The organism is Paenarthrobacter nicotinovorans, from assembly GCF_007670255.1.
Taxonomy (GTDB): domain Bacteria; phylum Actinomycetota; class Actinomycetes; order Actinomycetales; family Micrococcaceae; genus Arthrobacter; species Arthrobacter nicotinovorans_B.
In genome coordinates this window covers 312069-336006 of sequence record NZ_SZVS01000004.1, presented here as the reverse complement: position 1 = coordinate 336006, position 23938 = coordinate 312069, and the positions used below count along the sequence as shown (strand labels likewise).

The 23938-nt window shown below is 64.2% G+C and carries 26 protein-coding genes and 1 riboswitch; of the genes, 8 read left to right on the top strand and 18 right to left on the bottom strand.

Annotated features, from left to right (window positions below):
• Positions 1 to 126: 126 nt before the first annotated feature.
• On the bottom strand, positions 127 to 387 hold the full coding sequence (locus FDP28_RS08820; RefSeq protein WP_144660666.1) for a DUF1016 domain-containing protein: 261 nt from the start codon (positions 385 to 387) through the stop codon (positions 127 to 129).
• Positions 388 to 477: 90 nt separating this feature from the next.
• Between FDP28_RS08820 and FDP28_RS08815 the strand changes: the two genes are divergently transcribed.
• Both FDP28_RS08815 and FDP28_RS08810 read left to right on the top strand, forming a co-directional pair.
• Positions 478 to 1089: an NADPH-dependent FMN reductase gene (locus FDP28_RS08815; RefSeq protein ID WP_144660664.1), complete on the top strand. Its 612-nt coding sequence runs from the start codon at positions 478 to 480 to the stop codon at positions 1087 to 1089.
• Positions 1090 to 1210: 121 nt separating this feature from the next.
• Positions 1211 to 1618 carry a hypothetical protein gene (locus FDP28_RS08810; protein ID WP_144660662.1) on the top strand — a complete coding sequence of 136 codons (408 nt, stop codon included), beginning with the start codon at positions 1211 to 1213 and terminating at the stop codon, positions 1616 to 1618.
• On the opposite strand, the gene FDP28_RS08805 is transcribed toward FDP28_RS08810, so the two are convergent.
• Both FDP28_RS08805 and FDP28_RS08800 read right to left on the bottom strand, forming a co-directional pair.
• Positions 1615 to 2298 carry an HAD family hydrolase gene (locus FDP28_RS08805; protein WP_144660660.1) on the bottom strand — a complete coding sequence of 228 codons (684 nt, stop codon included), beginning with the start codon at positions 2296 to 2298 and terminating at the stop codon, positions 1615 to 1617. The genes FDP28_RS08810 and FDP28_RS08805 overlap by 4 nt on opposite strands.
• Positions 2288 to 2569, bottom strand: coding sequence for a hypothetical protein (locus FDP28_RS08800; RefSeq protein WP_260842399.1), 282 nt, complete (start codon positions 2567 to 2569; stop codon positions 2288 to 2290). The genes FDP28_RS08805 and FDP28_RS08800 overlap by 11 nt, the downstream gene beginning before the upstream one ends.
• 114 nt (positions 2570 to 2683) lie before the next feature.
• Between FDP28_RS08800 and FDP28_RS08795 the strand changes: the two genes are divergently transcribed.
• The 3 genes from FDP28_RS08795 to FDP28_RS08785 all read left to right on the top strand — a co-directional run bounded on the left by FDP28_RS08795 (position 2684) and on the right by FDP28_RS08785 (position 5925).
• A complete protein-coding gene (locus FDP28_RS08795; protein WP_144660658.1) occupies positions 2684 to 3328 on the top strand; it encodes an NADPH-dependent F420 reductase in 645 nt (214 codons plus the stop codon).
• A gap of 120 nt (positions 3329 to 3448) precedes the next feature.
• Positions 3449 to 5026: a phytoene desaturase family protein gene (locus FDP28_RS08790; RefSeq protein ID WP_144660656.1), complete on the top strand. Its 1578-nt coding sequence runs from the start codon at positions 3449 to 3451 to the stop codon at positions 5024 to 5026.
• 116 nt (positions 5027 to 5142) lie between these two features.
• Positions 5143 to 5925: a VOC family protein gene (locus tag FDP28_RS08785; RefSeq protein ID WP_186313562.1), complete on the top strand. Its 783-nt coding sequence runs from the start codon at positions 5143 to 5145 to the stop codon at positions 5923 to 5925.
• On the opposite strand, the gene FDP28_RS08780 is transcribed toward FDP28_RS08785, so the two are convergent.
• On the bottom strand, positions 5922 to 6821 hold the full coding sequence (locus tag FDP28_RS08780; RefSeq protein ID WP_260842398.1) for a PaaX family transcriptional regulator: 900 nt from the start codon (positions 6819 to 6821) through the stop codon (positions 5922 to 5924). The two genes, FDP28_RS08785 and FDP28_RS08780, sit on opposite strands and share 4 nt — an antisense overlap.
• A gap of 179 nt (positions 6822 to 7000) precedes the next feature.
• On the opposite strand from FDP28_RS08780, the gene FDP28_RS08775 reads away from it, so the two are divergent.
• Positions 7001 to 7534, top strand: a complete 534-nt coding sequence (locus FDP28_RS08775) for an ABC transporter permease family protein (protein WP_144660653.1) — start codon at positions 7001 to 7003, stop codon at positions 7532 to 7534.
• A 57-nt stretch (positions 7535 to 7591) separates the two neighbouring features.
• Here the strand turns inward: FDP28_RS08775 and FDP28_RS08770 are convergent, their stop codons facing one another.
• Genes FDP28_RS08770 through FDP28_RS08740 form a run of 7 tightly spaced genes read right to left on the bottom strand, consistent with a single transcriptional unit; the run spans position 7592 to position 15701 of the window.
• A complete protein-coding gene (locus FDP28_RS08770; protein ID WP_144660650.1) occupies positions 7592 to 7993 on the bottom strand; it encodes an acyl-CoA thioesterase in 402 nt (133 codons plus the stop codon).
• A 7-nt stretch (positions 7994 to 8000) separates the two neighbouring features.
• Positions 8001 to 9359, bottom strand: a complete 1359-nt coding sequence (locus FDP28_RS08765; protein ID WP_144660648.1) for an MFS transporter — start codon at positions 9357 to 9359, stop codon at positions 8001 to 8003.
• A 2-nt stretch (positions 9360 to 9361) separates the two neighbouring features.
• Positions 9362 to 11758, bottom strand: coding sequence for a bifunctional salicylyl-CoA 5-hydroxylase/oxidoreductase (locus FDP28_RS08760; RefSeq protein WP_144660645.1), 2397 nt, complete (start codon positions 11756 to 11758; stop codon positions 9362 to 9364).
• 13 nt (positions 11759 to 11771) lie between these two features.
• Positions 11772 to 13442 carry an AMP-binding protein gene (locus FDP28_RS08755; RefSeq protein ID WP_144660643.1) on the bottom strand — a complete coding sequence of 557 codons (1671 nt, stop codon included), beginning with the start codon at positions 13440 to 13442 and terminating at the stop codon, positions 11772 to 11774.
• 46 nt (positions 13443 to 13488) lie between these two features.
• Positions 13489 to 14355, bottom strand: a complete 867-nt coding sequence (locus tag FDP28_RS08750; RefSeq protein ID WP_144660641.1) for an acyl-CoA thioesterase — start codon at positions 14353 to 14355, stop codon at positions 13489 to 13491.
• Between the two features lie 2 nt (positions 14356 to 14357).
• On the bottom strand, positions 14358 to 14840 hold the full coding sequence (locus FDP28_RS08745) for a cupin domain-containing protein (RefSeq protein ID WP_144660639.1): 483 nt from the start codon (positions 14838 to 14840) through the stop codon (positions 14358 to 14360).
• A gap of 30 nt (positions 14841 to 14870) precedes the next feature.
• Positions 14871 to 15701: a fumarylacetoacetate hydrolase family protein gene (locus tag FDP28_RS08740; RefSeq protein WP_144660638.1), complete on the bottom strand. Its 831-nt coding sequence runs from the start codon at positions 15699 to 15701 to the stop codon at positions 14871 to 14873.
• Between the two features lie 137 nt (positions 15702 to 15838).
• Here FDP28_RS08740 and FDP28_RS08735 point away from each other — a divergent pair, with 137 nt between their 5' ends.
• Entirely contained in the window at positions 15839 to 16237 is a 399-nt protein-coding gene (locus FDP28_RS08735; RefSeq protein ID WP_144660636.1) for a RidA family protein, read from the top strand.
• Positions 16238 to 16278: 41 nt separating this feature from the next.
• Positions 16279 to 16623 carry an iron chaperone gene (locus FDP28_RS08730; RefSeq protein ID WP_144660634.1) on the top strand — a complete coding sequence of 115 codons (345 nt, stop codon included), beginning with the start codon at positions 16279 to 16281 and terminating at the stop codon, positions 16621 to 16623.
• A gap of 9 nt (positions 16624 to 16632) precedes the next feature.
• Here FDP28_RS08730 and FDP28_RS08725 read toward each other — a convergent pair whose 3' ends face one another.
• The 7 genes from FDP28_RS08725 to FDP28_RS08695 all read right to left on the bottom strand — a co-directional run bounded on the left by FDP28_RS08725 (position 16633) and on the right by FDP28_RS08695 (position 23935).
• Entirely contained in the window at positions 16633 to 17430 is a 798-nt protein-coding gene (locus tag FDP28_RS08725; RefSeq protein WP_144660632.1) for an IclR family transcriptional regulator domain-containing protein, read from the bottom strand.
• Positions 17431 to 17454: 24 nt separating this feature from the next.
• Positions 17455 to 18495 (bottom strand): LLM class flavin-dependent oxidoreductase, encoded by a 1041-nt coding sequence (locus FDP28_RS08720; RefSeq protein ID WP_144660629.1) that lies wholly within the window; start codon positions 18493 to 18495, stop codon positions 17455 to 17457.
• On the bottom strand, positions 18492 to 19883 hold the full coding sequence (locus FDP28_RS08715; protein WP_144660627.1) for an NtaA/DmoA family FMN-dependent monooxygenase: 1392 nt from the start codon (positions 19881 to 19883) through the stop codon (positions 18492 to 18494). The genes FDP28_RS08720 and FDP28_RS08715 overlap by 4 nt, the downstream gene beginning before the upstream one ends.
• On the bottom strand, positions 19880 to 20971 hold the full coding sequence (locus FDP28_RS08710; RefSeq protein ID WP_144660625.1) for an LLM class flavin-dependent oxidoreductase: 1092 nt from the start codon (positions 20969 to 20971) through the stop codon (positions 19880 to 19882). Before FDP28_RS08710 ends, FDP28_RS08715 begins: the two co-directional genes overlap by 4 nt.
• A gap of 9 nt (positions 20972 to 20980) precedes the next feature.
• Positions 20981 to 22090 (bottom strand): NADH:flavin oxidoreductase/NADH oxidase, encoded by a 1110-nt coding sequence (locus FDP28_RS08705; RefSeq protein ID WP_144660623.1) that lies wholly within the window; start codon positions 22088 to 22090, stop codon positions 20981 to 20983.
• Between the two features lie 39 nt (positions 22091 to 22129).
• Positions 22130 to 22240: riboswitch (SAM riboswitch) on the bottom strand.
• A 331-nt stretch (positions 22241 to 22571) separates the two neighbouring features.
• The gene (locus FDP28_RS08700; RefSeq protein ID WP_144660621.1) at positions 22572 to 23240 is read right to left on the bottom strand and encodes a 3-oxoacid CoA-transferase subunit B; all 669 of its coding nucleotides are present in this window, start codon (positions 23238 to 23240) and stop codon (positions 22572 to 22574) included.
• Positions 23241 to 23242: 2 nt separating this feature from the next.
• Positions 23243 to 23935: a 3-oxoacid CoA-transferase subunit A gene (locus FDP28_RS08695; RefSeq protein ID WP_144660619.1), complete on the bottom strand. Its 693-nt coding sequence runs from the start codon at positions 23933 to 23935 to the stop codon at positions 23243 to 23245.
• Positions 23936 to 23938: the final 3 nt, after the last annotated feature.

Below are 23938 nucleotides of genomic sequence, written 5' to 3'. Positions count from 1 at the left end.
GAAAAATTGCGCTCCTCAGCCCTGCCTTCTAGGTGTACTGCCCGGGGAGGTTGGTTATGGGCGGACGAGTACACGGACTGAAATTCCCGGGATGACGAAGGCCTGCCGGTGTGGAGTGGAGCCGTCTTAGAACCCAGCTCCGAGTTCCCGGAGGGTTTCGGTCATCCGGTAAGTCAGTCCGTTCACGAGGCCGCGTTCGGCTACTACTCCGGGGAGGCCGAAAAACGCGTGGGCATCATCGACGCCTCGAAGAGCGGCTGTCATGTCATTTGTCTTCTGGCACCCTGCGATCTCGACGTCGTTGCCTACGACGCCTATCTGAACGACGAGCGGGCGGACCAGGCTGCGCTCGTGGCGCGCATCCAACAGGGGCTGCGCTCCGCGCACATGTCCACTAGGGTCGGTTGGAGCGGGTCAACCCGCAACAACACCGTCGACGAGCCGGTTCCGGCCGTGCCGTCGGAAAGGAACGCCGCTATGGACACTTTCAAAATCGGTTATTTCGTTGGAAGCCTTGCCAGCAATTCGATCAATCGGACCCTCTCCAAAGCGCTGATCAGCGTGGCACCACCTGAACTTGAGTTCCATGAGATCGAAATCAAGGACCTTCCGCTCTACAGCTCGGACTACGACGCCGACTTCCCGCCAGCAGGCAAGGCATTGAAGGATGCAATCGCAGCCTCGGACGGCATCTTGTTCATCTCCCCGGAATACAACCGTTCCATCCCGGGCGCCCTGAAAAACGCGATCGACTGGGGGTCGCGGCCCTGGGGAACCAATTCTTTCGCCCGCAAACCTACCGGAATCATCGGCGCTTCGCCGGGCGGCATCGGCACGGCCGTGATGCAGTCCTCCATGCGCAGCGTCCTGAGCTTCCTTGACGCTCCGCAGCTGAACGCGCCGGAGGCGTACATCCGCTTCGTCGCAGACGCCTACGACGCCGACGGTTCCGTCCGCGATGAAGGCACCGCTGCGCTGTTGCGGCACTACATGGAGGAGTACAGCGCGTTCGTCCAGCGTGTCCTTGCGGCCAACGCACCTGGCCACATTGGCGACCAGGAGCCGGACGCGGACAAGCTGAACCGCTAGGCCGGGCACGGGTGCCGCCTTTAGCGAAGGCGGCACCCCCGGAACATCCACAGCGCCAATTTAGTCAGTATGCTTACGAGTATGAGGATTCGCGAACACGCCCCCTACTCAGGAGATACCGATGCTTCGTAAATTAGCCACGACCACCCTTGCCCTGTCCCTCTTCACCGGGTTCATGGCATCCACCGCCGTCGCAGCCAACGCTTCGGCCCCAACGGCCGTCCAGGCGCAGGGCCACGTCGGCGCCACCACGGCGACCCCGACGCCGGAGCCCAGCAACCCCTCCGGCCCGTCAACGCAGAAGCCCACCAACCCCGCCCCCTCCTCGGGAGCCCCAAGCACGCCCAACCCGGCCGGCAGCGGACCCGCCAACCCGGGAACCGGAGAATCCGATCCCCAGGAGCAGAACCGCACCAGCGCCGTGCCATGGGTCTTGGCGGGTGTCGCAGCCGTGATTATCCTCGCGCTGATCATCTGGACCCTGCGGAACCGCCGGGGCCGCGACAAGGGGATCAGCGACGAACGCTAGGCCAGCTTTCCAAGAAGGCTGTCTTCGAGGTTTTCCAGCAGGTGCCGCGGATTGTCATAGACCTCCGCGGCACCCGCGTCGCGCAACTCTGCCGCACTGATTCCGCCGCAGGTCAGGGCAATCACGGGTATTCCGATGGCGGCACCGGCTTTGACATCCCAGACCGCGTCGCCAACAAACACCACGTCCTTCGGCGTCAGCTTGAGCTTCTCCAGGCACGCTTCCAGGATGTCGGGCGCAGGCTTGCTCTCCTTGGCATCGCTGGAGCTGGTCCACGCATCAATGGAGGAACCGGCGTCGAGCAGCTTTCGACTGACCTCCAGGTCGCGGTCCTGCGCCGAGGACGCCAGCCCGACGGCCAAGCCGGCTTCCGAGCATGCAGCCAAAAGGTCCCGGGCGGCGTCGAAAGTCCGCAAAGCGGGCCAGAACGTCGAGAAGACCGCACTGTGCGAGGATTTCAAGGCTTCCTGCAACTCCTCCGTGGAGTCAGGAACCAGGCTCCGGATGAGCCGGTCGCCGCCCATGCCTACGCAGCGGTGGATCGCCGACATTTCGACGTCGAACCCCTCGCGCCGGAAGGCCTGCCACCACGCCATGGCATGGAAATAACTCGAATCAATCAGCGTGCCGTCCACGTCGAACAGAACGCCGCGCGTCTTTGCCGTCGGTTCACTGCTCACAGCTGACCACCTTCGATTGCTTCCGTGCACCCTGGTCCGCCAGCGCGGAATCGATTGCGGGCTCTTCCAGCATCAACACGGCGTACCGCTCCGCGGAGCCGGTCTGGAGGAGGCCAGTGCCTGCTACTTCGCGAATGGCAGCCACCCCTCCCACAGCCTCATCCACTGAGGAAAACCGCCTGGACAGACCCATCAAGGTATCTGCGCCGTCCACCATCAAAACCCGGTATCCCCCATCAGGCGTTTCCACCAGTTCCAAGCGCCCGGCCATCACTACCTCCTCGTGTTCGATGAAAAACAGCTTAGTAAGACTACTTAGTATAAGCCCCTGGAAATAATCCGTAACGCGGGAAATAGGCGCCTGCAACTTCTTGTTGGCGTAGATATGACAACAATCGGAATTATCGGTGCAGGACACATTGGCAGCCAGGTTGCACGCAAGGCAGTGGAACTTGGCTATGACGTCGTGATCAGCAACTCACGAGGTCCGGAAACGCTCAGCGGGCTCGTAGCGGAACTGGGCCCGCGGGCCCGCGCCGCGACGGCAGCCGAGGCAGCAGCGGCAGGCGATTTCGCCGTCGTAACCGTTCCGCTCAAGAACTACCGTGATATCCCGGCGGAACCGCTTGAGGGCAAAGTCGTCATCGACACCAACAACTATTACTGGGAGCGTGACGGCCGGATCCCCGAGCTCGACAACGGCGAGGCCACAACGTCCGGACTGCTCCAGAAGCACCTCCCCACGTCCAAGGTGGCCAAGGGCTTCAACCACATCTTCGCGAAGGACATCACCACGGACGGCACCCCCGCCGGAACCGACAACCGGCGCGCACTTGCCACCGCGAGCGACTTCCCGGAGGCGGCCGAGCTCGTCACCAGGCTTTACGACGAATTCGGCTTCGACGCCGTCAACATCGGGCCCCTGGAAGACAGCTGGCGCGTAGAGCGCGACCGCCCGGCCTACGTCATCCGGCAGAACGCCGACGAACTCCGGGAGAACCTCGCCAAAGCGACGCGCACCATCCAGTAACGCACGACGGCGGGCAGGCGGCTTACGCTTGCCCGCCGCCTTTTCATCGCGAGCCCAAGCATTTCTTACGTCAAAAATCAGTTTCAGTAAGCAGTGGCAATGCATGGCTACCCTCATGTCATGGAAAAAACACAGTTTGATGTCGTCATTGTCGGCGGTGGCCACAACGGCCTGACAGCCGCGGCCTACCTCGCCCGCGCCGGCAAGAGCGTCGCCGTCCTGGAGCGGGAAGACCACTTCGGCGGGGCCGCTGTTTCCGCGGCCGCTTTCAAAGGCGTGGATGCCCGCCTGTCCCGCTACTCCTATCTGGTCAGCCTCTTTCCGCAGCGGATCGTCAGCGAACTGGGACTCCAGATCGATCTCGCCCGCAGGCGCTACTCGTCCTACACACCCAACCCGGCAAACCCCGGAACCGGACTGCTCATCGATGGGGCCGATCCCGTGGCAAGCCGCGCCTCCTTTGCCCGCGTCTCCGATGACGCTGCCGCGGACTTTGACGCACTCGAGGGGCTTTACGCCGAGACCGGAAAACTGGCCCAAGCCCTCTTCCCCACGGTCTGCGATCCCCTTCCCACCCGCTCGGAAGCCCGGGAACTCGTTGGCGACGACGAACTGTGGAACACCTACATCGAAAACCCCCTGGGCCAGGCCATCTCGGAACGCTTGAACCACCCGCTGGTCAAAGGCCTGGTGGCAACCGATGCGCTCATCGGAACCTTCACGTCACTGGATGACCCATCGCTCGACGCCAACCGCTGCTTCCTCTACCACGTCATCGGGAACGGAACCGGTGACTGGGATATCCCCCTGGGAGGCATGGGCTCGGTCTCCAAGGAGCTTGAACGGGTGGCCAGGGAGGCCGGCGCCACCCTGATTTCCGGCGCGACAGTCACCGCCATATCCGACGACGGCGAAGTCCAGTTCCAGCGTGGCGGCGAATCGCATGCTTTCGGCGGTGAGCGCGTGCTGTCCAATGTGTCACCGTGGGTTCTGCAAGGCCTGTTGGGTGGCTCCCCCGCTGCAGGCAGCGCCCCGGAAGGCGCGCAAATCAAGGTCAACCTGCTCCTGCGCCGCCTGCCGAAGCTCAGGGACGAGTCGGTGGCCCCGGAAGCGGCTTTCGGCGGCACGTTCCATATCAACGAGGACTATGGACAGTTGGAAGATGCCTACCAGTCAGCGTTGAAGGGTGCCATCCCGGACCCGCTGCCCTGCGAAATCTACTGCCACTCCCTGACCGATCCCAGCATCCTCTCCGACGAGCTCGTCCAGGCCGGAGCACAGACCCTGACCATTTTTGGGCTGCACACTCCCCACCGGCTGGTCACCGAGGAGAACAACGGGCAGTTGCGGGCTGAACTGCTCGCCGCAGTGCTGGCTTCCCTCAACTCCGTCCTGGCCGAACCCATTGAGGATTTGCTGCTGACAGACGCCGACGGAAATCCCTGCGTCGAGGCAAAGACCACCCTGGATCTGGAACACGCACTGAACATGTCCGGAGGAAATATCTTCCACGGGAGCCTGCAGTGGCCGTTCCTGGAGGACGACGAGCCACGCACTTCGCCGGCCGAACGGTGGGGAGTGGCCATGGGACACCCCCGGGTCTTCCTGTGCGGTGCAGGGGCGCGGCGCGGCGGGGGCGTCAGCGGGCTCGGTGGACACAATGCTGCGATGGCCGTCCTGGAAGACCTGGCAGCCTGAACCGTGTCACGAATTGGGTAGCTGACGCACTTTAAGAGTGGCTGCCTCCCCGGAAGCCCAGCGCATGGGGCAACCGGGGAGGCAGCTGCGCCCATCAGCCCTATCCAAGGAGTTCCATGTCCACCAAAATCTCGAGCTGGCCCGAAGGCACCCCCATGTGGGTGGACCTGGCAGCGGAAGATCCCGAAGCCGCCAAGGCCTTTTATTCGGGACTTTTCGGCTGGGAGTACCTCTCCGGGGGTGAGGATTCAGGCGGCTATCTCCTGGCCCAGGTGGGGGGACGCGCCGTGGCCGGAATCGGACCCAAGCAAGACCCCGGTGCTCCCAACGTTTGGACCACGTATTTCGCCTCAGACGACGTTGATGTCACGGCGAAGAAAGTGGCTGCTTCCGGCGGCCAAGTGGTCGCGCCGCCCTTCGACGTCCTTGATTCGGGACGGATGGCGCTGGCCATGGACAGCATCGGTGCCGTGTTCGGCATCTGGCAAGCGGGAAACCACATCGGCGCTGAACGCGTCAACGAGCACGGCGCCCTGTGCTGGAACGAGCTCCACACCAGCGACTACGAGGCTGCACAGACCTTCTATTCGGACGTCTTCGATGTCAGCTTCCAGGACATCACCAAAGACGAATTCGTCTATTTCACCATCAAGCGCCCGCAGGATGGACGGGAAGTCGGCGGGATCCACTACGACACTGAGCTTGCCCTTGGCGCGCCGGATCACTGGCTTGCCTGGTTCGCCAGCGACAACGTCCAGCGGACGGCCACGGAGGCGACTGCGCTTGGTGCCAGCCTGGTCATGCCGGTCATGGACAGCCCGTTGGGACGCATGGCGATAATCCAGGCACCCCAAGGTGAGGTGTTCGGAATCATCGACGCGCCCCGCACCAGCGACTAGGCGGCTGCCGGATCCAGCGCCTCGGCAATGACCTCGTGCGCATGCGCCGCGGCCAGGGGTGCCGCCAAGCGGTGAACGGCCTGGAAGGTCCGGCGAACCGCGGGTCCATGCCACTCCGGTGGCAGGTAATCCGTTGGAAGGTTCGGGTCCCGGTACGGAAACTTGCGCCACATGGTGAGCATGGGGATGTAGTAGCGGAAAGCGTCACGCCTAAGCTCCTCCGTGGACTCGGCCAAAGCGACATCGGGGTCATCACCCACGCGTTCGATCCACTGCTGCTCCGCGCCTGAATACAGCTCAAGGAACTCGGTGAACTGCTCATCGAGTTCCTTGAGGTCCCACCATTCGGAGATCTTGGGGCGCATGGGACCGTCAAAGACGTAGTCGCTCCTGAACAGGTCAACGAATTCGATCAACCCGTCCGCAGTGAGGCGTTCCCGGGCCTGTTCCAGCTTGTGGGCGGGCGCGATCCACACACCGTTGGCCACGGAGCCAAACCCCAGACCGGACAATGCGGACCGCAACTGGTGCCTGCGGTTGCGCAGCGATTCCGGCACGGAGAACACTGCCAGCACCCAGGTGTCTACCGGGGCGGGCTGTTCGGGAGCGAAGATCCGCCGGTCCCCTTCACGGAACACGTCACTGATTGACTCCGAAATTTTGTACTTGGCGATGCCGCCCTCACGGACGCTTTTCAGCACGCCTTTGGCCTTGAGCCGTGAAACTGACGACCGCACACCCGGAGCGTCGTACCCCAGGGAACCCAGCATGGAGATCAGTGCTGAGACCGGCAATGCATCGCCCGCGTTCCGGCCGTAGAGGCCGAAGATCGTGACGAGGAGTTGCTGGTGGCGCACCGGGGGTGCCGGGACGGCGAACATCGAAAACATCCTCATTTCCGCGCCGCTGTTCAGGCGCCAGTCCACTTCATCATAGGTGTGGGCACTGGGCTGTTCCCTCAACGGAGTGGCAACGCCATACTAAGGATGCTTACTATGGAGGCACGCTTGAACTCCGCGTCAAGGATCAAGAAGCCACACCCAGTACTTTCCGCATCGACGATAGGAAGCACATCATGGCAGGAAATCTTGTAGCCCGTTCCATTCACGACCTTACCGCCGCAGCATGGTTTGGCGGCTCTCTGATGGGGGCCATTGGGCTCAACGGCGCCGCGGCAGAAGCCAAGGACCCCACCGAGCGCACCCGCCTGTCCAGCAAGGGCTGGGGTAAGTGGGCCCCGATCCAGACCGCAGCGTTCGCTGGCCACCTCGCCTCCGATCTCGCCATTGCTTGGGAGAACAAGGGCCGTATCGCCAAGCAGGACAGCGTCGCCGCCAACACCGTCTACAAGACGGTGGTCACCCTGGCCGGAGCAGCCGTGACTCTGTACGCGGGCATTGTGGGCAAGAAGGTGGACCAGCTCTCCGGTGAAGGCGCCGAAGGAGCCACGGAACCACGCCCGGGCGCCTCCGATGAACTGAAGTCGGCCCAAAACCAGCTGAAAGCCCTGCAGTGGGCCATCCCGGCCTTCGCTGCCTGGGTCATCATCCTCGGGGCGAAGCACGGTGAAATGCAGCGCCCCAAGAACGTCCTGAAGGGCCTGCGCTAAGCAAAAACCCTCCGCCGAGTTGGCACTTAATGACAATCCCGGAGCCCCGGATTGTCATTAAGTGCCAACTCGCGGGGGCGAGACAGCCCTGATTAGATGTTCGGGCCAGGGCTGTGCTGTGCTGGCCCCCTGGGGGACGTGCGCTGTGGTGACCGTCCCGTATGCGGCGACCTCACCGGCGTCGGACGTTATCTCGAAAGCCAGGGTCAGCGAGGTCCGGCCCAGCGCGTGCACCTTCACGGTCGCATTAATGCGCTGGCCGAACCAGAGCTTCGCTTTGTAGTTGATGACCTGCTGCACCCGCGGTGCGCTGGGGAAGTAATCCGGCAGTTCGAGGCGGCGGAACAGTTCAGCTTCCGCCGCCTCCACCCAGCGCATGATCGCGGAGTTGTGCTGGTGCCCGGAGGCGTCCGTGTCCACCCATTCGACGGTTCGCTCGACGCACGCCTCCGGGTACATGGCTCTCCTACCGTGCGCCGATTGCGGCGTCGTCAGGATCAACGTCGACGGCGGCCACCGGCACCTCTGGTTGCGGTTTCGGAATGAGCGCGACGGCGACAGCGGCCAGGACCGCGATACCGGCGAAGATCCCAAAGTTCGCCTCGAACGGGAGCTTCGAACCGGCGATCCACCCACCGATCAACGGGCCCGAGATGGCACCGAGCCGGGCGAAACTGAGCGCCCAACCCGTCGCCGTGCCGCGCACCTTCGCCGGGTAGTAGTCGGCGATGTAGCCCGTGAGGACCAGTGAAGTGGAGATGGATCCGACGCCGGCGAAGGCCACGAACAGCAGGTTGACCACCATTGTGTTCGGGAAGACGAGGAGCATGATGCCCAGGCCGCCCAGGATGTAGAAGACCACAAGGATCAGCTTCTTGCCGTACTTGTCGGCAGCGCGGCCCAGGAGCAGGCCGCCGATGGCCGAGGCGAGGCTGAAGACCAGGAGGAAGGTCAGGGAGGAGCCGAGGTCGTAGCCGGCCTTCTTCATGATGCTCGGCAGCCAGGTGTTCAGTCCGTAGACAAGTAGCAGGCCGCAGAACAGCGAGATCCAGAAGAACACGGTGGAGCGGAGGTATTGCAGGGAGAACATGGTGGTGATGGTCTTCCACCACGGATCCACTGGGCCACCAGCCGCCGGCTTCGCGACAACCACCGGCCGGTAATCCGTGATTCCCAGCTTTGCCGCGAGCGACGTGGCTTCGGAACCCCGGCCCTTGGACTCCAAGTACTCAAGCGACTCCGGCAGGAACTTCCAGATCACCGGCAGCAGGACCACGGGTGCGGCGCCGATCGCGATCACCGCACGCCACCCACCCAGCGGCAGGACGAACAGGGCAGCAAGCGCCGCTGCCACGATGCCCAGCGAGTAGCCGGAATACATGAGCCCGTAGTTATATGAGCGCTTGTTGGGGGCGGAATATTCAATGGTCAGGGCCGCCGCCACCGGAATCACGCCGCCCATGCCGAGCCCACCGATCAGGCGGAAGAAGCCGAAAAGCTCCGGAGTCGGCGCCCAGGCTGCACCTGCTTGGGTGAGCGTGAAGATGATCATCGAGGCCAAGAGCATCTTCTTGCGCCCCACAAGGTCGCTCAGGGTGCCGATGAACAGGGCGCCAATAAGCATGCCGATCAGGGCATATGAGCCAAGGCCACCCAGCGCGAGCGGCGAGAGGTTCCATTCCTTGTACTCGGCCAGTGCGGGAAGGACGGCTCCCAGCACGCCGACGTCGTAACCTTCGGCGAGGATCGCCAGCCAGCAGCAGAGGAGCACCACACCTGTGGTGCGCTTGGGCACGTTCCAGGTGTTGACGGGTGCGGCGGCCACGGCTACTTCACCAGGACCGATGCTGAACGGGCTGATGCGGCCGGGGTCCAGCGCAGGTGGTTGGTGGCTTCTTCGGCATCGGGCTCCTTCAAGAGGGACAAGCGCGGGCGGATGGCGTCGGTGCGTGAGCTTGGTGGCTTGCGGCGTCCGGCGCGGAACTGCGGAATCCACTGGGCGCCCGGGCCTTGGTATTCCTGCTCGGCTGCTGCGTGGAGGGTCCACTGGGGATCGTACAGGTGGGTGCGGCCCAGGGCGATCAAGTCGGCACGTCCAGCAAGGAGGATCGAGTTCACGTCGTCGTAGCTTGAGATGGCGCCGACGGCGATGATGGCCACGCCTGCCGGAGCGGCGACTTCCTGGCGGATGCGGTCGGCAAACGGGGTCTGGTAGCTGCGTCCGAAGGCGGGCTTTTCTTCCTTGGCGACTTGGCCGGTGGAGATGTCCAGGCCAGCTGCGCCGTGCTCCACAAACGCCTTGGCGATCTGGACCGAATCATCGGAGGTGTTGCCGCCGTCGATCCAGTCCGTCGCGGAGATGCGTACCGTCACCGGCTTGTTGGCAGGCCAGGCGGCGCGGACGGCGTCGAACACTTCCAGCGGGAACCGCAGCCGGTTCTCCAGGCTGCCACCGTATTCGTCCGTGCGCCGGTTGGAAACGGGCGAGAGGAAGGACGAGAGCAGGTAGCCGTGGGCTGCGTGGATCTCGAGGAGGTCGAAGCCTGCTTCATCGGCGCGCTTGGTGGCTGCGACAAACTCGGCCTTGATGGCATCCATGCCCGCGCGGTCCAGTTCCACGGGGGTCTGGTTTTCGGCGCTGTACGGCAGGGCGGAAGGCCCGACGGCGGTCCAGTTGCCGGAGTCGAGGGGCTGGTCGATGCCTTCCCACATGAGCTTGGTGGAGCCCTTGCGGCCGGAGTGGCCCAGCTGGGCACCGATCTTCGCGGTGGAGCGGGAGTGGACGAAGTCGACGATTTCCTTCCAGCTGTCCCGCTGCTCGTCGGTGTAGAGGCCGCTGCAACCGGGGGTGATGCGGCCGGTTTCAGAGACGCACACCATCTCAGTCATGACCAGCCCGGCACCGCCAAGTGCCTTGGAACCGAGGTGGACCTTGTGGAAGTCGCCGGGGATGCCGTCCGTGGCGGAGTACATGTCCATCGGGGAGACGATGATGCGGTTCTTGAGCTCCAGCTCACCGATGGAGTACGGCTGGAACATCGCCGGCGCAACCTCGGTGAGACCCTGGGATTCGGCGAAGTTCCTGTCCACGGCGTCGGCGAATTCGGGGTCACGCAGGCGCAGGTTCTCCTGGGTGATGCGGCGGCTGCGGGTGAGCAGGTTGAAGGCAAACTGAGTGGGATCCTGGTCCTTGTACTGGCCGATCCGCTCGAACCACTCCAGCGAAGCCTGTGCCGCACGCTGGGTGGACGCGACCACAGGGCGCCGCTCGGTCTCGTAGGCTTCCAGAGCTTCCTGGAGATCGGCGTGCTCGTGCAGGCAGGCGGCCAGCGCCAGGGAATCCTCCATGGCCAGCTTGGTGCCGGAGCCGATGGAGAAGTGCGCGGTGTGGGCGGCGTCGCCCAGCAGGACCACGTTGCCCTTGCGCCAGCTCTGGTTGCGGACGGTGGTGAAGTTGATCCACTTGGAGTTGTTGGTGAGGACCTCGTAGCCGTCCAGCTCCTCGGCGAAAATCTCACGGATCTTGGCGATCGACTTCTCGTCGGAGACGCCCGGAGGGAAGACTTCATTCGCGGTCTCGTCGAAGCCTGCAGCATGCCAAACGTCCTGGTGCATTTCCACGATGAACGTCGAACCCTCGTCCGAGTACGGGTAGCCGTGGATCTGCATGACGCCCCACTCGGTTTCCTTCACGAAGAACTTGAAGGCTTCAAAAACCTGGTTGGTGCCGAGCCACATGAACTTGTTGGTCCGTGGGTCCAGGTTGGGCTTGAAGGAGTCTGCGTACTTGGCGCGGATCTGCGAGTTGATGCCATCTGCGGCAAGCACCAGATCGTAGTTGGCCTCCAGTTCCTCGATGGCAGGGGCCAGGGTGCTGAACCGTACATCCACGTTCAGCTCGATGCAGCGGCGCTGCAGCAGTTCCAGCAATTCCTTGCGGCTCATGGCAGCGAAGCCCTGGCCACCCACGGTGATGGTTTCCCCGCGGAAGTGGATGTCGATGTCGGACCAGCGGGCGAAGCGGCGGCTCATGTACTCGGCCACCACCGGGTCCGCGTTGCCGATGCCGCCGAGGGTCTCATCGGAAAACACGACGCCGAACCCGAAGGTGTCGCTGGCAGCGTTGCGTTCCCAGAGGGTGATGTCGTGGGACGGATCGAGCTGCTTCATCAGTGCTGCGAAGTACAGGCCGCCCGGGCCGCCTCCGACGATTGCGATCTTCATGGTGTTGCTCCTTCTACGCCTGGCTCTGGCCTGCGGCGGTAAGTTCGTTGGTGCTGGAAATGTCCTGCGCGAGGACGCGGTCGCGCAGCTTGAAGTGCTGCAGTTTGCCGCTGGGATTGCGTGGAAGTTCGGTGACGAAGCGGACATCGCGGGGGTACTTGTACGGGGCGATGGTTTGCTTCACGAAGTCCTGGATCTCCTTGCGCTTGGCAGCATCTCCGGTGACGCCCTCGCGGAGGACCACGAACGCGCACACGATGCTGCCGCGCTCCTCGTCCGGGATGCCGATGACCGCGTTTTCCACCACGTCCGGGTGCTGGTCGATGGCCGCTTCCACTTCGGGTCCGCCGATGTTGTACCCGGAGGAGACGATCATGTTGTCCGAGCGTGCCTGGTAAGTGAAGTAGCCGTCCTCGTCCATGGAGAACGTGTCCCCCGTGACGTTCCAGCCGTTCACCACGTAGTTCGCCTGCCGGGGATCGTCGAGGTACCGGCAGCCCGTGGGTCCGATGATCGCCAGACGTCCGGTTTGTCCTGCCCCAAGTTCGTTGCCTTGGGCGTCAAGAATCGTGGCTCGGTAGCCCGGCACGGCCTTGCCGGTGGTACCCGGACGGATGTCGTCCCCGGCCGCCGAGATGAACACGTGCAGCATTTCCGTGGCACCAATGCCGTTGACCAATCGCTGGCCGGTAGCTTCGTGGACGGCTTCCCACGTTTCCTTGGACAGGTGTTCGCCTGCGGAGACGGCAACCCGGAGGCCGCTGAGCAGGTCGCCGCGGTTCTCCTTCAGGATCGCGCGGTAGGCCGTGGGTGCAGTGAAGAGCACCGTGGCTCCGGCCTCTGCTGCCCGCTCAGCCAGTTCCACAGGACCGGCCTTTTCCGTCAGCAGCGCCGATGCACCGAACCGCAAGGGGAAGACCACCAGTCCGCCGAGGCCGAAGGTGAAGGCCAGCGGAGGAGATCCCGCGAAGACGTCGTCAGCCGTGGGCTCCAGAATGTACCGGGCAAAGGTGTCCGCGTTGGCCAGGATGTCCCGGTGGAAATGCATGGTCACCTTGGGCACGCCCGTAGTTCCGGACGTCGGCCCCAGCAGGGCAACGTCGTCCGAGGACGTGTCTACTGGCGTGAACTCCCCGCTCTTGCGCGAGCAGCGGGCGGTGAGGTCGCCGTCGTCGTTCTTTCCGTACGTCAGGACCGTCACGTCCTCCCCCGCCGCGACCGCGAGCTCATCCACGAAGCGGTGGTCCGAAATGGCGACCACCGGCTTGGTGAGCTGGATGATCGTGGAGACTTCGGTGGAGCGCAGCATGGGCATGGTGGTGACCACCACGGCGCCGGCTTTCAGGACGCCCAGCCATGCCGCGACGATCCACGGGTTGTTCGGGCCGCGAAGCAGGACGCGGTTGCCGGGCACCACGCCAAGGTCCTCGGTGAGGACCTGGGCAACCCGGTTGGAGCGGGTCTGGAGCTCGCCGTACGTCCAGACAACGCCGTCTGGGGTGCGGAGGGCGGGGCGGTCGGCGCCGTGCCGGGCGACAGCGTCGTCGATCAGCACGGCGGCGGCGTTGAGCCGGTCCGGGTAGTTCAGTTCGGGGAGGGTGAATTCGAACGCCGGCCAGGTATCGGTGGACGGCAGGTGGTCTCGGGTGAACGTGTCCACGTGGGCCGATGGCAACATGCTCATGGCCGTTCCTTTCAGTGGTGCGTCGTTGGGGCTGGGGATGGTGGTGTCAGGCGCGGATCATGCCCTCTTGGGCCACGGTCGCGAGGAGTCTTCCCTGACGGTCGAAGAAGCGGCCCATGGCGAGGCCGCGGTTGCTTTGGCCGGAGATGGCTTCTTGGGCGTAGAGCACCCAGTCGTCCACCCGGCCGTCGCGGTGGAACCACATCGAGTGGTCAAGGCTGGCGGTGGAGAGGCCGGGGCTGGACCAGTTGAGGCCGTTGACCCGGAGGAGCGGTTCAAGGATTGTGTAGTCGCACACGTACGCCAGTGCGGTGCGCTGCAGGTTGGGGTCATCAGGCAGGGTGTCGAAGGCCTTGACCCAGATTGCCTGCTGGGGGGCCGTTCCACCCTCCAGCTCTACATATACCGGCCCGGGAATATGCCGCATGTCGAAACTACGGCCGGTTCCCCAGTAATCGGCGGCTGCGCCTTCACTTCCGGTGAGCGCCTCTGCTGCGGAGCGCAGCGATTCAGGCTCGACGGCGGCAGGCGCGTCGGGCTGGAAGTGCGGCCCGTCTTCGGGAACCTGGAAGGAACCCATTGCGGCATACACAGGCTTGCCGTTCTGGAAACCCCGTACAGTGCGGGTGGAGTAACCGCGACCATCCCGCAGGTGCTCAACCTCGTACCGGACCATGGAGCCGATATCCACCGGACGCATGAAGTAGCTGTGCATCGAGTGGAGTTGCCGGTCGGCATCCACTGAGCGCATCATCGCCGCTGCGGCCTGGGCCACCATGTCTCCACCGTAAGCCTTGGGCCACGGAACGTACTGGGTAGTGGCCTCATAGGCTTCGTCGAAGACCTGGGCTTCCGTCTCCGTCAGGTCAACGGCCCGGAGGAAGGTCTCCGACGTCAGGGTTCCCGTGATCATGGCTAGGCCCGGCGGTAGTCGGCGAGGGTCTCGTCCGGGACGTCCTCGAGGTTGACCACGAGGTTCTCCGGCGTGCGGGCGGTCAGCCAGACAAGTTCCTCGGTGACAGACATGTTCGCTTCAACGTGTGGCATGAACGGCGGAACGAATACCCAGTCGCCGGCCTTCATGTCGATGAACTCTGAGTAGTTCTCACCGAAGTAGATACGTCCGTGGCCGCGGAGAACGTAGCCGCCGGTTTCTGCTTCGCCGTGGTGGTGAGGGAGGGAGCGGTAGCCGGGAGTGTTCGAGACCTGGCCGAACCAAATCTTGGTTGCCGGGGTGTGCTGGATGCTGACGCCGGAGACGCGGATGCAGTCACCGGACTGGGCCGTGTTGGTGTCCTCTGCGCCGGCACGGGTGACGACAGGGACTACCTTGCCGTCCGGCTGGGCGTAGATGGAGTTGTCGCCTTCGAGGCGGTATTCGGTGGTGGCCTGGCTCATGGGGTTTCTCCTCTTGTTTAGGCGGTGTTCTTAGGCGTGGACGGGTACGTGGATTGCGAAGCGGTTTTCCAACCGGCCGATCCCTTCGATTTCGGTGACCAGCGTGTCGCCGTCCTGCAGGAAGCGCGGCGGGGTCATACCCATGCCCACTCCCCCGGGCGTCCCGGTGAGGACGAGGTCGCCCGGGCGCAGGATGGTGAACTGCGAAATGTAGGACAACAGCTGCGCCGGGCCGAAGACGAGCGTGCGGGTGTTGCCGTCCTGGACGAGCTCGCCGTTGACGTAGCCCTTGACCTGGAAGTGCTCCCCGGCCTCGTCCGCGGTGACCAGTACCGGGCCTACCGGAGTGGTCCGGTCCCAGGCCTTGCCCTGGAACCACTGCAGCGTCCGGTTTTGCCAGTCGCGCATGGAGACGTCGTTGGCAACGGTGTAGCCGGCTATTGCCTCGCGCGCCTGGTCCTCGTCCGCTTGGTACAGCTCGGAACCCACGACGACGGCCAGCTCGGCTTCCCAGTCGACGCGCCCACTCCCGTGGACTTCTACAGGATCGTTCGCGCCGACCAAGGTGTCCGCGTACTTGGCGAACAGTGTTGGGTATTCGGGGAGGTCCCGGCCCATCTCCTGGATGTGGTCGCCATAGTTCAGGCCACAGCAGATTACCTTTCCGGCATTGGGGAGCAGGGGTGCGAAGTCCGGGTTGCTGATCTCCTCACCCTCGGCTGCCAGGGCGATGAGTCGCCAATTCTTCCGGTTCAGGAAAGCGCCCACATCAGTGGCCGGAAGCGCGACGTAAGTACCGTCGCCCGTGGCGAGTGCCGCCGTCGTACGTCCGCCCGAGATGCGCAGGGTGGCTAGTTTCATCGCTGGGTTCCCTTCGAGATATTCGATGTGTCGACTTTTTTACGATCGTCACATATGCTCAACGTAGCAGGGCGGGAATGATCTGCATAGGGGCTTTTCAAAAGTTTTCGCAACTGCCACAACCGAGGAGGACCACCATGAGCCACAAGACCATCAACCCGGAATCGCTGCCCAAGCCGTCCGGATTTGCCCACGGCATGCTCGCCGGAAACACCGTTTTCCTGGGCGGGCAGACAGCGCTGGACAAGGACATGAACATCGTTCCCGGCGGCATCGTGGAGCAGTTCACGCAGGCGTTTTCCAACGTCCTCACCACGCTGCGCGAAGCCGGCGGACAACCCGAGGACCTGGTCAACGTGACCATCTACCTCACGGACGTGGACGATTACATGGCCAATGGCCGCGAGATCGGGCGCATCTGGCGTGAGATGGCCGGCTCCCAGTACCCGGCGATGGCCGGTATCGGAGTCACGCGGCTGTGGCAGAAGGAAGCCATGATCGAGATCCAGGGCATCGCGGTGATTCCGGAGCGCTGAGTTACTGGCCTCCCGGACGGGCGTGCGGCAGCATTGGCCCCATGGGAACCGTCACGGAGTACTTGGAGAATGTCAGCGCCACGAGCCGACCCGTCCTGGAGCGGATCGTGGAGATTGCCCGGGAACTGGCGCCTGACGCCAAAGAAGGCACCAGTTACGGGATGCCTGCGTTGCTGGTCGAGGGCAAGGGCCTGGTGAGCGTGCTCGAAACCAAGAAGCACCTTGCCCTGTACCCGTTCAGCGGCCAGATCCTGCCCGAAATGTCCGAAGAGCTGGGCGGATACTCGTGGTCGCCGGGGACCCTGCGGTTCTCCGTGGACAACCCCGTGCCCGACTCCATGGTGCGCCGGATCCTCGAGACGCGGCTGGCGGCGATCCGCAAGTAGTTTTTGTACTCAGTGCTTGGCAGAGACGTCTTGGGAGATCGCGTCCGCGGTTGCCACGACGGCATCCCGCACTGAGTCCACATACCCCTCCGGCTGCGCAGCGACTGCCTGTGCCTGCAGCGACACGTTGATCGCCGCCACGGTGTCCCCGTTGTTGCGGTTATGCACGGGCGCGGCAATGGACATCAGGCCAAGTTCCAGTTCCTGGTCCAGCAGACACCACCCCTGTTTCCGGACACGCCCGACGGCGGTCCTCAAGTCGGACACGCTGCTTACGGTTCGCGGGGTGAGGGGTTTGAGTTCGACCTTGTCGAGGTAGGCATCGAGCTTGGCCGGGTGAAGTCCCGCGAGCAGGACGCGGCCCATCGAGGTGGCGTAGGCGGGGAAACGGGTGCCCACCGTGATGCCGACATTCATGATGCGTTTGGTGGCCACCCGAGCAACGTAGAAGATGTCCTGCCCGTCCAACACCGCAGCCGACGTCGACTCCCCCAGCTTCAGGGACAGCTCCTCAAGGTGCGGCTGAGCCAACTGCGGCAAAGACAACGCCGAAAGGTACGAGTAGCCCAGCTGCAGCACCTTGGCCGTGAGCGCAAAGGTCTTGCCGTCGGTGCGGACGTAGCCGAGCTCCACCAGCGTGTGCAGGAATCGTCTGGCCGTGGCGCGCGTCAGATCCGTGCGGGCAGCGACTTCACTGAGGGTCATGACCGGGTTGTTGGCATCGAATGCCCGGATCACAGCAAGACCCCGGGCCAACGACTGCACGTACTGGTCGCTGGCCTGCGGGGTCGTTGCGGAGTCGCTCATGGTTACCAATCGTAGTGGCCGCAGTCAGGCGTTGACCTCCAGGGCCGGAGCCCTGAATTGCGGAAGCCAACCCAATTCCGGGGCAATCTTGTTGGCAAAGTCCGTGATGATCTGCCCGTAATCTTCAATGGAGAACTCGTAGGGAAGGTTGATCTGAAGCTCAGTGGCCTCAGCGACCACGGGGTCGGCGAGGAGTGCTTCGACAATCTGCTGGCTCGTGCCCACCAGATCCGGCGCGAAGAGGGTCCGGCGTTCTCCATGTGGTTTGAGGGTTCGTTCGAAGCGGCCCGCACCATAGGCGCGGTAGCGCTCCCGGGTTGCGACGTCCGCTCCGTCCAGCGGGACTACTACACGCCCGACGACGACACGCGGCGCCTGGGTGCCACGGTAACCAGCCAGGTACCGGGAGATATTCGCACCTTGGGCTTCGGTGAACACATCGCTGGCTTCCCCGGACACGATGTTGCCCACCACCAGGTTCACACCCTGCGCCGCGGCCCATTCCGTGGACTTGGCCGATCCCGACCCGTACCAGATCCTGCTCCGCAGGCCCGGGCTGTACGGCTGCAAACGGGGACGCTGGACGTTGCCTGGTGAGTGGATCACGGTGTCCGGGTCGCCCAGGAAGTTGCCCTCCAGGTTCTCCAGCAAGCGTTCGATCCTGCGATGCGACAGATCAAAGGTGCGCCAGTCGCCGTCGAACACTTTGTCCCCCAGAAGCTCCGCGTGAGGCGGCGTTCCGGCACTCAAACCGATCTGGAGGCGGCCGCCCGAGAGGACATCAGCGGTGGAGATGTCCTCGGCCAGGCGGAAGGGGCTCTCGTAGCCGATCGGAATGACGCCTGTGCCGAGCTCCAGCCGTGAGGTGCGCTGTGAGGCTGCCGCGAGGAAGACCGTGGCCGAGGAGATGCCGTGTTCCAGATGGCGCTGCCGGACCCAGCCTCCGTTGTAGCCGAGCCGCTCACCGAGTTCGAAGAGTTGGAGGGTTTCCTCCAGGCCACGGCGGGGGTCGTTGTCCGGGTAGTTTCCGGGCGTGAGGAAACTGATGGATTTGAGGTTGCTCATGAGGCTTCTTCCAGGTTGAGGGCGGCGGCTTCGGGGACGCGGTGGGCCACGGTTTCGGGCAGGCCGAGGTTTTCCCGCAACGTGCTTCCCGGATACTCGGACGGGTAGATCCCCCGTTCCTGCAGTGCGGGGACAAGCAGCTCCACGACGTCGTCCAGCCCGTCGGGGAAAGCATGCGGGGTGACGTTGAGGCCATCGAAGGCATCCGAGCGGACGTAGTGGGCCAACTGGTCCGCAACTGTGGATGCAGAGCCGATGAACCCGCGCCGTTCGGACAAGTGGTGGACCAGCTCCCGGACGCTGTAGTTGTGCTCTTCGGCAAGCGCACGCCACTGCCGCGACTTGACCGTGGGCTCTTGGCCAGTGTGGACAATGCCGTGGGTGTGGCTTTGCCGGGTGGCTACGGGCTCGAAGGAAGGAAGCGGACCATCCAGGTCGACTGCGGAGAGGTCGGTGCCCCACACACTCTCGATCGCTTGCCGCACTGCGCGGTCGTTGAGGGCGAACTCCTTGTAATACGCGGCCTTCTCGGCAGCTTCGGCGTCCGTTTCCGCCACGACGAGGTTGGCGCCGGGGAAGATCTTGATGTCGTCCCCGGGCCTTCCGTATGAACGGGCGCGGCGACGGATGTCCGCCGTGAACGCCACGGCGTCGTCGAATTCTATGTGGTGGGTGAAGATTCCTTCGGCCCTCCGTGCGGCGAAGTCGCGGCCTTCAGCGGAATCCCCGGCCTGGAAGTACACCGGCTGGCCTTGCGGGCTCCCGGGCACCTGGGGCGTGGCATCGATGCTGCGGAATTTCCCTTGGCGGCGGACCTGACGAGGCTCCGCGGACCAGGACTCGGCGTCACGGCCTTCAGCGATGGGACCGAAGCCGTCCCAGAGATCCTGCACTGCGGCGACGTAATCCTCGGCGTGCGTATAGCGCTCCGTATTCGGCAGGAAGCCCCCGCGGCGGAAGTTCTCCCCGGTCCAGGCGTTGTCTGTCGTCACGATGTTCCACCCGGCCCTGCCTGCGGTCAGCACGTCGACACTCGCAAGGCGCCGCGCCAGGTCCACCGGGTCCGAGTACGTGGTGTTCAACGTTGCTACCAGCCCGATGTTCTTGGTCTTCGCCGCCAAGTAGGAGAAGAGCACCAGGGCATCCGGCCGGCCGGTGATGGCAATGTCGTTCAGTTTCCCCAAGTGCTCGCGCAGCCGCAGGCTCTCCCCGAGGAAGACCGTGGAGAACAGGCCTCGTTCGGCACTCTGGACCAGCTCGGCGTACTTGTCGAAGTCGTAATAGTCCTCCAGGCGGTCCGTGGTGCTCCAGTCATAGTTGGGGCTGAACGGCTGGAAAAGTGCCAGGTGGATCCGGGCATCCGGGCGGGGGTACTCGTTGCTGCTCATGCCGGCTCCTTGCTGGTCGCGATGGCGTTCACGGGCGCGGGCAGGCCCAGGGATTCCCGCAGTGTGGTTCCGGGCGCTGGCGGGACAAATACTCCAGCGGATACAAGGCCCGGGATCACCTCGTCGGCCAGTACTTCAAGGTCAATGTCCAGTACCGCCGGATGCAGCCTGACGCCGTCCACGACGCCGGACAGTTCAGTCAGCAGGGCGCGCAACTCCGCTGCGTCCCCCACAAAGCGCAAGAGGTCCGGCGATGCCGGCCACGGCGAAGCTGCGTCCAACGCGTGGAGGCGCTGCCTCGCGGGTGAGCCACCGGCGTCGAGCACTACCTCCAGGTCCGCGACGACGCGAAGGACGCCCCGCCGTCGTTCTTCCCCTGCGGCGTCGGCGATGCCCGCCACGCTGTCCGCACTGACCACGACGGCGTCCGGCAGTTCCGCGGCCAGCTCACCCGGGCGGCCGAAGACCACGGGTTGGCCCTGCGGCGGCCGCGGCGTGATGGACGGGCCTTTGATGGAGAAGAACTCGCCCTTGAAGTCCGCGTAGTGGAACTTGTCCAGGTCCAGGAAGCGGTTGTTCGCGGCGTCGGCAATGAACACGCCGTCCTCCCAGGTGTCCCACAGCCGGCGCGTAGAAGCCACCACTTCGGCGCCTTCCCGCTGCACCGCGCTCTGGTCCTGGACCGGTTCTGAACCGTAGCTCGCGGCAATGGCCGACGACTCACGCGCCTCAGCCAGCCAGCCCGAGCGACCCCTGGACGCCCAATCCAGGCTGCTGAGCTGATTGGCGAGGTGGTAAGGCTCAGCGTGGATGGTGTTGACGGCGGGAACCAACCCGAGCCGGTCCGTCGACGCCGCGACGAACGCCGCCACTTCCACGGTGTCCAGGCGGCCTGTCACGTTCGGGCTGCCTGGCCCTGTGCCCTCCCGGAACGAGGCGAACGTGAAACCCGCAGTTTCTGCCGCGGACGCGACGGCGGCGAACCGCTGGGGCGTTAGCAGCTCCGTCGGTGGGTGCTTGGCCTGACGCCACGCGGCGGGATGGGCCCCGTCGCCGTCCAGTTCAATGCCGAGTGCAAACTTGCTCATGGAAATCCCCTACTTCCAGATCGCGCGTACGTACTGCTTCTGCCAGAGCTGCTCTGCCGCTTGGTGCCCGAGTTCATGTGCGGCCCGCAGCCCGAAACCGGGGTCCGCCAGCCCCGCCCGTCCGACGAAAACCGCGTCGGCAGTTCCCGAGGCGACGATTTCTTCCGCTTCCTGCGGCGAGGTAATGAGTCCGACGGCGACAACCGGTACCTCCGCTTTGGCGCGGAGGTGCTGGGCGAGCGGGACCTGATACCCGGAACCCAATGGAATCTCGGCGGGAAGGAGCCCACCGCTGGAAACATCCACCAGATCCACGCCGCGCTCCCGCAACCATTGGCTGATCTTGGCGCTGTCATGGACGGTCAGGCCGTGCTCCAGCCAATCCGTGGCGGAAAGCCGGACGAACAACGACGGACCCGTGGCGCCGAGGACCTCTTTCACCGCGTCCACGACGTCCAGGAGCAGCCGCGCCCGGTTTGGGAGCGAACCGCCGTACTGGTCCGTGCGTTCATTGGACAGTGGCGAGAGAAAGGAGTGCAGGAGGAAGCCGTGCCCGGCCTGGATTTCGACGACGTCGAACCCGGCACCACGGGCGCGCACGGCACTGGCGGCGAAATCGTCAACGATTCTTTGCAGTTGCGCGCCAGTGGCCTGCGTTGGTTCGGTTGAGCCTGGGAAGGCCAGGGGTGAGGCAGAGAGCGGCGTCCATCCGCCGTCTTCAACTGGCAGGGCGCCCGCTTCGGCCTCCCAGGGAGTACGCAGGGAGGCTTTGCGGCCGGCGTGGGAAAGTTGGATGCCGATCCTGGCCCCGCGTTCATGGACGAATTCGACGATGTCCTGCCAGGCCTGCTCCTGGCGGTCATTCCAGAGGCCGGTATCGCCCAAGGAGATCCGTGCCTCCGGGGAGATCGCCGTGGCTTCGGCGAAGATCAGTCCGAAACCACCCTTTGCCCGGGCGCCGAGGTGGACCAGATGCCACTGGCCGGGCACGCCATCTTCGGCCGAGTACTGGCACATCGGGGAAAGCCAAAGCCGGTTCCTGAACGTGCGGGAGCCCAGGGTGATGGGCTGGAAAAGGCTGACGTTGGTTTGTTCTGCTGCTGTTTGCGGCGCGCTCACGCGGTTCCTCCCGCTCCAGGGGCCGCAGACAGCCGGCTCGACATTCACTTGCCGCAGGCGCGGCCAGGTCTGTTTCCGGAGCACCCCGCCACTTCAATGCCTGAGGGTTGCCGCAGCACGAGCCGGTCCTTGGCGTGCTGACTCTTGACCTATGGCTCGAATCTAGGGCGGTTCATTGCGCGCAGACAAACGGGTTGTCTTGCGGCGTTACCGGGCGAAACGGCGCGTCAAAGGAGGGCGCATTGCGTAACGATGCGTCGTTGGATCCTCCGTTGCGAGCCCTACTCTGCGGGCTCTCTCATGACAGGGCCCACGCCGCCCGGGTTCCCTGACCGAGCTTGCGAGGTTAGGGAGGCGGTGGGGATGCAGAGCGGGCCTCACAACGGGGGAACAATGCGTTGCGAGGCCTGCTCTGCGGGCTCTCGCGGAGAAATAACGCGCAGAGCGGGCCTCACAACGGAGTGGGCCAAACTTGCGAGGCCTACTCTGCCTTTTTGAGGGGCAGCGGTACGAGTTCCTGGATTTCCTCGAAGGTGCAGCCGAACGTTTCGCGGACGGTGACACCTTCCGGTCCGGTGAGGAACACGGCTTTGTCGGTGTACACGCGGGTGACGCAGCCGACGCCGGTCAACGGGTAGGTGCAGTGTTCCACCAGCTTCGAGGCGCCGTCACGGGTCAGCAGGGTCATCATCACGAAGACGTCCTTCGCGCCGGTGGCCAGGTCCATGGCACCTCCGACGGCGGGAATCGCGTCCGGTGCGCCGGTGTGCCAGTTCGCGAGGTCACCGGTGGCGGAGACCTGGAACGCACCGAGGACGCAGATGTCCAAGTGCCCGCCGCGCATGATCGCGAACGAATCGGCATGGTGAAAGTAGGACGCTCCGGGCAGTTCCGTGACGGGGATCTTTCCGGCGTTGATCAGGTCGCCATCAACGTCTTCCCCCTCGGCGACAGGTCCCATGCCGAGCATCCCGTTTTCCGTGTGGAGGGTGATGTTCTGGTCCTCGGTGAGGTAGTTCGAAACCAGCGTCGGCTGCCCGATCCCCAGGTTCACGAAAGAACCCGGAGCGATGTCACGGGCCACCAACTGGGCCAGCTCATCGCGGCCGAGCGGCTTCTCGGAGGTTTGGATGCTTGTCTGCGTGCCCATGCTCAGGCCACCTTTCCGTTCGAAGAATTAGCAGCTGAACCAACCCGGACCACCGAATTCACGTAAATCCCCGGAGTCACCACGTTCTCCGGATCCAGCGAACCCGTGGGCACGATCTCGGAAACCTGCACAATGGTGTGCTTCGCCGCGGCGGCCATGATGGGCCCGAAGTTCCGGGCGGTCTTGCGGTACACGAGGTTGCCCTTGCCATCGGCCTTGAGCGCCTTGATCAGCGCGACGTCGGCGTGGATTGGAGTCTCGAAGACCTGCCATTTGCCGTCGAGGAACCGGGTTTCCTTGCCCTCGGCCAGCGTGGTGCCATAGCCCGTGGGAGTGAAGAAGCCGCCGATACCGGCCCCGGCAGCACGGATGCGTTCGGCCAGGTTGCCCTGCGGAACCAGCTCCAGCTCGATCTCCCCGGCGTGGTACTTCGCGTCGAAGTGCCAGGAATCGGACTGCCGCGGGAAGGAACAAATCATCTTCCGCACGCGGCCTTCCTTGATCAGCAGCGCCAAGCCCTGGTCGCCCTGGCCGGCGTTGTTGTTCACCACGGTCAGGTCCTTCGCGCCGCAGTCCATCAGCGCATCGATGAGCTCGAACGGTTGCCCGGCATTGCCGAAACCGCCGATCATCACCGTGGAACCGTCCTTGATCCCGGCCACGGCCTCGTCAACAGTGTCAATGAAATTCAACATCGC